At 43.3% G+C, this 1,586-nt stretch carries 2 protein-coding genes; one reads left to right on the forward strand and one right to left on the reverse strand.

Features of this window, described 5'->3' with window-relative positions; translation table 11 throughout:
- The first annotated feature begins 108 nt into the window (after positions 1-108).
- Positions 109-312: a ribosome modulation factor gene (gene rmf / locus A3762_RS25805; RefSeq protein ID WP_068501493.1), complete on the forward strand. Its 204-nt coding sequence runs from the start codon at positions 109-111 to the stop codon at positions 310-312.
- Between the two features lie 68 nt (positions 313-380).
- Here the strand turns inward: rmf and A3762_RS08970 are convergent, their stop codons facing one another.
- On the reverse strand, positions 381-1,403 hold the full coding sequence (locus A3762_RS08970) for a quinone-dependent dihydroorotate dehydrogenase (protein WP_068755011.1): 1,023 nt from the start codon (positions 1,401-1,403) through the stop codon (positions 381-383).
- Positions 1,404-1,586: the final 183 nt, after the last annotated feature.

Here is a 1,586-nt window from a genome sequence, read left to right on the forward strand (position 1 = left end):
ATTTAAGCAGCGATAAAGCGAATTACAAAACACCTTGTAAGTGTATTTGAGACTTAATGTTAACGTCTCGATACGCTTATTCAGCAGATTCAAAAAGAGGTCCACTCAATGAAAAGACAGAAAAGAAACCCAATGCAACGTGCATATAATAGAGGTTATCAAGCTGGCATTTCTGGAAAATCAAAATCTCTATGCTCTGGGTATTCCGAAGACGCGCAACAAGACTGGCTTAATGGATGGCGAAACGGCCGCGAAGATAACTGGGACGGATTAACTGGCGTCTCAGGCATCCACAGACTCCCTAACGTTTAAAAATTCCGAGCTTTTAACAAGCAAGGGACTTAGTGCCCTTATAATAGCCCGCTACAGCGGGCTTTCTTTTACTTCCCAAAACGAATTGCTTCCACGGAATCCTTAACCAATTTAGGACCTTTATATATCAAACCACTGTAGATCTGCACAAGCTTCGCACCCGCTTTTATTTTTTCCAGAGCATGCTCGCCTTCAGATATTCCACCCACCCCAATAATCGGCAGATCGTCGCCTAACTCCGCATAAAAAGCTTGTACTACTTCTGTTGAACGTACCCTTAATGGCGCACCACTAAGACCACCTGCTTCGTTTACAAATTGACTATTAGGAACAGAAGAGCGATCGACGGTAGTGTTCCCTGCAATCACAGCATCCATTTCATTTTCACGGAGACTAGCAGCTACTAACTTAACTTCTTCGTCTGTCATATCCGGCGCCACCTTAACCGCTATGGGAACATAGCGATTTGAGGCTTTAGACAGAACAAGCTGTTCTTCTTTCAAAGATGACAACAGTTCTTTCAGTGAGTCACCAAACTGCAAAGTTCTCAATCCTGGCGTGTTCGGAGAAGAAACATTGACGGCAATATAATCCGCTGCGCTATAAGCCTTTCTCAAACCAATCAAGTAATCTTGATTGGCATCTTCTACGCTTGTGTCAAAGTTCTTACCAATGTTGATCCCGATTGGACCTTTATAGTGTCGTTTCGAAACTGCGTTAAGTAAGCTCTCTACTCCTTTATTATTGAACCCCATACGGTTAATAATCGCCTGCTCATCGACCAAACGGAACATTCGAGGTTTAGGGTTTCCATCTTGAGCGCGGGGGGTAACCGTTCCAACTTCAACAAATCCAAAACCCATTGCGCCAAGCGCATCTATATGCTCACCATTTTTATCTAGACCTGCAGCTAAACCAACTCGATTTGGGAATCGAATTCCCATTACTTCGACCGGATCATCTGCAACACTAGGCATAAAAGGTTTAAATACGCCCAAGCGATTTAGGGCACTCATCCAGTCTAGTGACAGATCATGGGCAGTTTCAGGAGGTAAACAGAATAAAGCTTTGGTAAGTAATGTATGGGACATAGGCGCTCCAGAAATAATCGCCCGAAAGTATAGCGCCTGATAAAAAAATGGCGAGAAGTATCCACGTCCAAGATTAAATTTTTGGCTAATTCACGCTTGACAACTCGCTCGTTTACAAAATTGAAACATTACCCACATTTGCTGTGGATAACTCTGTGCAAAAACAGCGGAATCGTCACCAAA

It is taken from the genome of Oleiphilus sp. HI0125 (assembly GCF_001635355.1).

Coding starts and splice junctions, on each gene's coding strand:
- rmf (WP_068501493.1), top strand. CDS start 109: ATGAAAAGACAGAAAAGAAACCCAATGCAACGTGCATATAATAGAGGT.
- A3762_RS08970 (WP_068755011.1), bottom strand. CDS start 1,403: ATGTCCCATACATTACTTACCAAAGCTTTATTCTGTTTACCTCCTGAA.